Genomic DNA, 6,773 nt, shown 5'->3' on the forward strand with positions numbered 1-6,773 from the left:
TCAGAAAAATCTTGGGGAGGTAAAGTTTCTGCTCTTCGCAAAGGGTACATCGAATAAGACAATTACCTCATGAGTTCCAGAATTAAAATTTCCAAAGTTACTGGTGGTATAATCGTAAGCATATCCAATTCTAAGACTGGGAAGAACAGAGAAATTAAACATGCCCGAAAAGGAGTCATTCCATCTATAAGAAACCCCAATCTCGAAACTTTCATTGATTAAAAAATTGGTATTAACATCTAATGATAATGGCGCATTGGGTACAACCCTTGTAAGGAATGATGGTTTAAATTTTAGGTTGTTATTTAAATCAAATACATACCCTGCAGTTATGAAGGTGTGCATTGCTTTAGTACCAAGTGAATTGATGCCGTTTTGTTGCTCAATGTGTTTTTCAGTCAGTAAATTAGGTGTAGAAATACCGATGTAATATCGATTACTAAAATAGAAAGCGCCAAATCCCACAATAGGAAACAAACTATTGCTGTTCTCCGTAAAGGCTGGATCAGTAAAAATATCACCACTGTTGAGTTGAAAATCACTAAATCGTGTGTTAAAAGACGCCAAGCCTGATTTTAGTCCCAGCGAGAGAGTTGTACTTTTCCCAACAGGTAGTAAATAGGCAAAATTTAAATTGATGTTAGTTTCATTTAGGGATCCTCCACCAATTTCATCTTTGATTAAGTTTAAGCCTAGTTCGATTTTTTCATTGATCGGCTTATGAACAAAAGCGGTCATCGTTGTTGGTGCGCCTTCGGCACCCACCCATTGATTTCTATAGAGCGCTCCGATACTTATAGAACCCAGTTCCCCCGTTGCATAAGCTGGATTGACAATACTCATATTATACATGTACTGGGTATACTCAGGATCTTGCTGAGCAATCAATGAGCTATTGTTCAGTATAATCAACAACAATACGGTCAACCATTTCAACCCTGTTCTATTTGTATAACTTGTAGCCAACTTTTATTGTTTTATCGATTAAGATAGACGTGACCTTGTTTTGGTGGAATATCATTTCTGTTGAAATAGAAAACATAAAAGTAAACTCCACTGGGTAGCTCAGCATTGCCAAAGACAGAGGACTTATTGCTCGTACCATCCCATGGTGGGGTGTTCTTATTACCCTCGTAAACTAAGTTTCCGTATCGATTGAAAATTTCAATTTTATAATTCTCATATAGAAACTCGGCTCCCTTTAAATCAAACACATCATTTATATTGTCCCCATTGGGAGAAAAGCCATCTGGAATCAATAAATCATATTCGTCCGGGTCACAAGAAGTAAAATCTACTCTAACCATTAATCTGTCTGAACTTTCACAACCGGTAATGGTGTCGAATGATGCTGCATAGTATGTGCTTGAATCCATTAATAAATCAGACATATCTAAAATTTCAGAGGAGGATTCAGTGCTATACCATCGAAGAATAGAATTGTTTGGTAGTGTTACATCATTGCTTAAGTCGCTGAGTGATGCCCTGTCTAAAGCACAATATTCTTCTCTCTGGGGATTTAAGATGGGTATTGCTGTATCGATTATTTGAATCGTGATAGGCAGAGAAACACGACTAGCACAACCAAAAGGGTCTTCGTCTTTGGCAAAATAAGTTTGATTTTGTAGGGCATCTGTCGGATTTAATGGCACAGTTGCAGACGCATCATTAAACCAGATAACATTTGTTCCACTAACAATGAAACCGTTTAAATCATTGACCGTTGGTTGGTCTACAGCACAGAAATTAGCATTGGTTTCTGATAGAATTGGTGTTTCCGGTTCGTTCAATTGAACCATAATACTCAAGCGATCTGTCCCTGAACAACTTGATACTTGTTCCAGCTCCTCGATGTAGTAAGTAAACTCATCGGTTAACAAATCAGACAACAGCAGGGGTGTTCCTCCAACTTCAGTTTCATAGACATTAATAACGCCATTCGAAGAAGGAATAATATTTGATATTAAATCTTCGATTGTCGGATTGTCAAGTCGGCAAAATATATGGCCATCAGGAACTACGACTGGGATAGGATTTATAAAGTCCACACTAACTGTAGAGCTGGCAAATTGACAACCTCCATTGCCTGGAACGGTATACACATAGTTTCCACCTAAATTTTCCGAAGGGTTAAAAGTGCCTTGGTCTTCATTCGTCAGCTCGCTGGGACCACTCCACACCCCTCCTGGATCAGCCTCCGGTCCAAGAAGTGAAAACAGATCTATGGCTACCCCATTACCACAAATCGTAACGTTGGTATCATTACCTGCATTTGGTGCTATATCCAAAGAAACGGTAACATTGGCGGTATCTTCAGCACATATTCCATTGCCTGCAAGGGTGTATACGTAAACTCCGGCGTTATCAGTTCCGGGGTCAAAAAGTCCCGTACCGCTATTTAAGGCAGGAGACCAACTGCCGCCACTATCTGGATCACCGGTTAGAAGACTAAATAAATCTATTGGAGTATCATTGGTGCACAGCTCGACCACAACATCATTGCCTGCATTGTTTTGGCTAAATACATTAATGTCAACGGTCGCGCTGTCTTCCGGACAATTAGAAGTTGCAGCTACTGTATAAGTATAAATTCCTGAGGCATCGGTAGTAGGATCAAAAATATTGGTTCCGCTATTTAGAGCAGGCGACCAAGTTCCTCCAGATTCTGCGCCTATACCTAATGCTGCAAATAAATCAATGGTACCTTGAGAGGAGCAGAGATCAAGTTCGGTGTCAGTACCTGCATTTGGTGCTTGTTCTATTAAAACGGTAACCTGTGCTTGATCATTTTGAGTGCATGGAGCAACAGCATTGGTGGTATAGGTGTAGACCCCTGCATTATCAATTGAAGGGTCAAATAAATTTGATCCACTAACTAAAGCAGGACTCCAAAATCCCCCAGTATCCGCGTTAGCGCCTAATAACTCAAACAAGTCTATAGTTCCACTTGAAGAACATAAATTCACCGTATTATCTTCTCCAGCATAGGGATTTGCAGTTACTATTACCGTTAATACGGCAACAGCATCAGCGCATTGATTGATTCCGGAAACGGTGTAAGTAAAATTTAAGCTACCAACATTTAAAACGGCAGCGTCTAGCGTTCCCCTATAACCATTGATTAATTCTAGAGGGCCATCCCAAGTACCCCCTGTATCAGGATTACCTGCTAATTCATCAAATAAATCGATTAGTCCGCTGGAATCTTCACAGAGAGAAAGACTACTATTGCTTCCCGGGGAAGGGGCTAATTCCACTGATACCGTTATGGTGGCAGTATCATCTTCAGTACAAGGTCCATTTGGAGCTACGGTATATGTATAGTTTCCAGGCGCATCAATGGAGGGGTCAAAATCCCCTGTACCACTCGCTAAAACGGGTGACCATGTTCCATCCGGGTCAGCTTCAGAACCGAGCAAGGTAAATAAGTTAACAACTTCTGCATTACTGCAAATTTCAATAGAATTATCATTTCCAGCATTGGCTTCTTCCACGATATCTAAAGTCACACTAGCACTGGTTTCATCACATGAATTCTGTGCGAGATGGGTGTACGTAAACTCATAAGACCCCGTATCAGCAGATAAGGAGGAAGTGTCCAATGTACCCTGCCAACCATTGGTTGTTTCGAAGGGGCCTGTCCAGGACCCTCCTGTATCAGGGGCTCCTCCTAATAAATCAAATAAATTCACCAAAGTAGAACTGTCGTCACATAAACTAGTTGAACCATCTATACCTGGATTAGGCAAGATGTCAATAATGGCTGTTACACTAAGCACACCTATGCTTTCGCAGGGAAAAGTTGATTGAGTTGCGTAGTAGGTTTTACCATCTACTAATGGGGTAGAGCTATCAAGTGGGATGGTAATAATTGGTGTGTCATACCATTGGATATTGGAGCCGTTAGCAACTAAGTCGCCGACAGTAAAGACCTGAGGATTGCTAAAATCTGCACAAAAAAACTGCTCTGAACTTCCTGATGGTGCTCCGGGATCTATTAAATTGACTGTAGTGGGTAATCGGATACTTGTACATCCATTTTCAGTCTTCTGCACCCAATAGGTTACTCCATTAACCAAGGGAGTAGAACCAGATAACAGGTTGCCGTCAAATTGGGCATCGTACCATTCAATATTTGCACCACTAGGATTGAGGTCTGCTACAGTACTCTGTTCAGAAGCACATCTTGAGGTTGCTACAGCCACATTATTAGGTGGCTCACCAAATATACTTACCGTCACAGAAGGTCTTACAGGGCAGGTCCCGGTCAGATTATCTGCATAATAGGTAACACCATTCAAGAGTTTAAAATTGTCTCCTAGAATAGAGCCTCCTGTTGGTTCGGTATACCACACCACACCGCCGCCTTGGTCAGATATTTCTAAGTCTTCAACAAGAGGGTTGTCTGAGGCACAGAATATTTGGTTGGAGTTGCTTACCAGAGGACATTGGGCTTTTGCGCCTAATGCTGTTATAAACAACAAAGCAAAAAGGAATAACCGCAGGTTAATGATATTGAAATTACCCATTGTCGTTAGCTTGTAAGGGGGGTAGAATGCAGTAATTATAAAATAAGTGATCTGCTAACCCTTCTTGTACCTTCTGGTGTAGATTTAGTTAATGATTAGTGTCAAAGCTGAATCATTAGATACTTAAATCAAAAGTTTTGTTGCAAAGTGTGTAAATTATGTAGTCAACGCTAACCAATACCAGCCTGAGGTACTGCAATTTAGATGTTGGAAAAGAAGTTTCAATAGCGATTCTAGGACTGATTGCTGGCGCAATCTTCCTTTGGTCCCACTCCTGAAAATACATCAAAAGCCCAATCCCGCTTTCGCGGTCTTGTTTTTTTCGTTCAAACCTGCTCATCGAAGCAAGCTTCAATCGCAGATTTAAACGAAAAAGCCCATTCCAAGGGAATGAGCTTTTTCGTGCTTTAAGTGGTACCTCCAGGATCACCAAGTCTAAGGGTATAAAAGGTTATTCCGGGGAATATGCAGGCTTTGAAATTGGTAATCGGTGTTGAAAAGACTATTCAAGGGCTGTACTTGCGATAAAAGTTGGACCATATCTGTGAGCTTGGATTATTCGAATAGTGATTAAAGTGTCACTTAACTTTCAATCAATTCAGTCCACTTTTGGCTGACGGTTTACACGAACGTGATGAAGTTAGACCGTCTATTGATGTGGTGGTAAAAATTGCTGATGTTCTCAATACAACCGTAGGTTATTTATTGGGCGAGAAGAACGATGCAGATGCTTTTCAAGACCCTGTGATGCTTAAACGCCTTAATAATATTAACGAACTCCCACAAAAAGAACGTGATGCCTTGTTACTTACCATTGATGCGTTTTTAAGAGATTTTAAAACCAAAAAAGCCTACGCATAAAAAAACCACTCCGAAGAGTGGTAATTTTCATAAATTATTTTCACTTAAAAATGAATGTAAAAAGAATCTGTTTCTTTGCCATCATCTAGCATTCTCACTTCCAGATCCATTAAGGATTCTATTGCTTTTTTTGCTTTCTCAATAGTCCAGTCATTTGCTAAAAGCTTTTCAAACAATAAATCTTCTGTTACATCAATTTTATCTCCTCTCGTTAACTTATTTTGTAATAAAAAATCACACAATTTAGTTAGTAGTTCAATATCGCTATCTTTAAAAGATTTTGTCCATTTAATGTCTTGCTCATCATCTTCATCTTCCCACTTCAAAGTTCCATAAACAGTATCTTTTACTATACCTGTAATATCTAATCTAGCATCAAATATCTTAAAAAAGCTATCTAAAAATAGATGTTCAGTTAAATTCATTTTATTGTTGCTTTACTCCGTTTTTCAACCATATATGTCTGCTTTCTACACTTTTACCCAATCCTTCGATTTGTACGTGTGGTTTCTTTATTTTTCCTCTGACTGGATTTAAGTCGTATCTTAATTTTCCTCCAAACTTTTCTACTAGTTTTTTAAGTTTATTAAGCTCTTTTTGAGTCAGTTCTGAACCAGGTTTCGATAATTTTTTAGTAAGAGCTTTTAACTCCTTTACATTATTAGCTTTTATTCTTGAACCAAACCTAAATATCCTTAATTTACTCAATTTGCTCAACCAAGCACTTACCTTTATTAAACCGCCATTCAATACTTCTGCTGGCCAAAAATAAAGCAGGGTTTGATTCATCTCATCGGATATCTTTAACATAAATCCGTTAGGCAGACTTCCCATAGCACCTTCATTTAAGTCATCTGCTGTTAAATAGAGTCCTTCCGTGTAAGTAACGCCATCACGTTCTTTTCCGATAATATTTTCTTCGCTTCTCTCATTAAGATAAATATTATCATCTCCATCATCTTTGTAGTCGATTATTTTTCCAGTTTCATCAACAACAGTTGAAGTTATGTGTTGTGGTCCATCTGTAATACTGCTAAAGTCAAAATTCTTTTCTTCATCCATTTGCCCAAGACCAAAAGGCATCATCATCTGGTCTATGTAATAAACTGGATTATTAAAAGCAAATGTATAAGGTGAGAACCTGCGCATATCTTCTGCCATTGGGTCAATGTTCATCCATCTGCCTAGGGTTGGCTCATACATCCTAGCTCCATAATCGTACATGTTGAGCTCATGAGATTGATCAAATTCCTTGCCATTATACTTATACTCGTACTCAGAGCCATTAACTATGTCATTATACCCCTTATGTTCAAGCCCAAAAGGGTAGTAGTTGTTTTCGTCCTTTATTTCACTTGAGACAATAGATCCGTTGCCGTTACT

At 39.1% G+C, this 6,773-nt stretch carries 5 protein-coding genes; 1 reads left to right on the forward strand and 4 read right to left on the reverse strand.

All coding sequences use genetic code 11. The annotated features are described in order from the left end of the window. Entirely contained in the window at positions 1–966 is a 966-nt protein-coding gene (locus BST99_RS13320) for a PorP/SprF family type IX secretion system membrane protein (RefSeq protein WP_245916274.1), read from the reverse strand. Positions 967–977: 11 nt separating this feature from the next. Beyond that, positions 978–4,529 (reverse strand): gliding motility-associated C-terminal domain-containing protein, encoded by a 3,552-nt coding sequence (locus tag BST99_RS13325; protein WP_105002236.1) that lies wholly within the window; start codon positions 4,527–4,529, stop codon positions 978–980. 609 nt (positions 4,530–5,138) lie between these two features. Here BST99_RS13325 and BST99_RS13335 point away from each other — a divergent pair. After that, complete coding sequence (locus BST99_RS13335; protein ID WP_105002238.1) at positions 5,139–5,390, forward strand: helix-turn-helix domain-containing protein; 252 nt, start codon at positions 5,139–5,141, stop codon at positions 5,388–5,390. A gap of 44 nt (positions 5,391–5,434) precedes the next feature. On the opposite strand, the gene BST99_RS13340 is transcribed toward BST99_RS13335, so the two are convergent. Together BST99_RS13340 and BST99_RS13345 are read right to left on the reverse strand one after the other, a co-directional pair. Next, entirely contained in the window at positions 5,435–5,815 is a 381-nt protein-coding gene (locus BST99_RS13340; protein ID WP_105002239.1) for a hypothetical protein, read from the reverse strand. 1 nt (position 5,816) lies between these two features. After that, on the reverse strand, positions 5,817–6,773 hold a 957-nt coding region (locus BST99_RS13345), incomplete at its 5' end, for an RHS repeat domain-containing protein (RefSeq protein ID WP_181044237.1).

The sequence above is a fragment of the Aureicoccus marinus genome, from assembly GCF_002954325.1.
Classification (GTDB): domain Bacteria; phylum Bacteroidota; class Bacteroidia; order Flavobacteriales; family Flavobacteriaceae; genus Aureicoccus; species Aureicoccus marinus.

Excerpts from the sequence above, each read along its gene's own strand:
- BST99_RS13325 (WP_105002236.1), bottom strand. The coding sequence starts at position 4,529 with ATGGGTAATTTCAATATCATTAACCTGCGGTTATTCCTTTTTGCTTTG.
- BST99_RS13340 (WP_105002239.1), bottom strand. The coding sequence starts at position 5,815 with ATGAATTTAACTGAACATCTATTTTTAGATAGCTTTTTTAAGATATTT.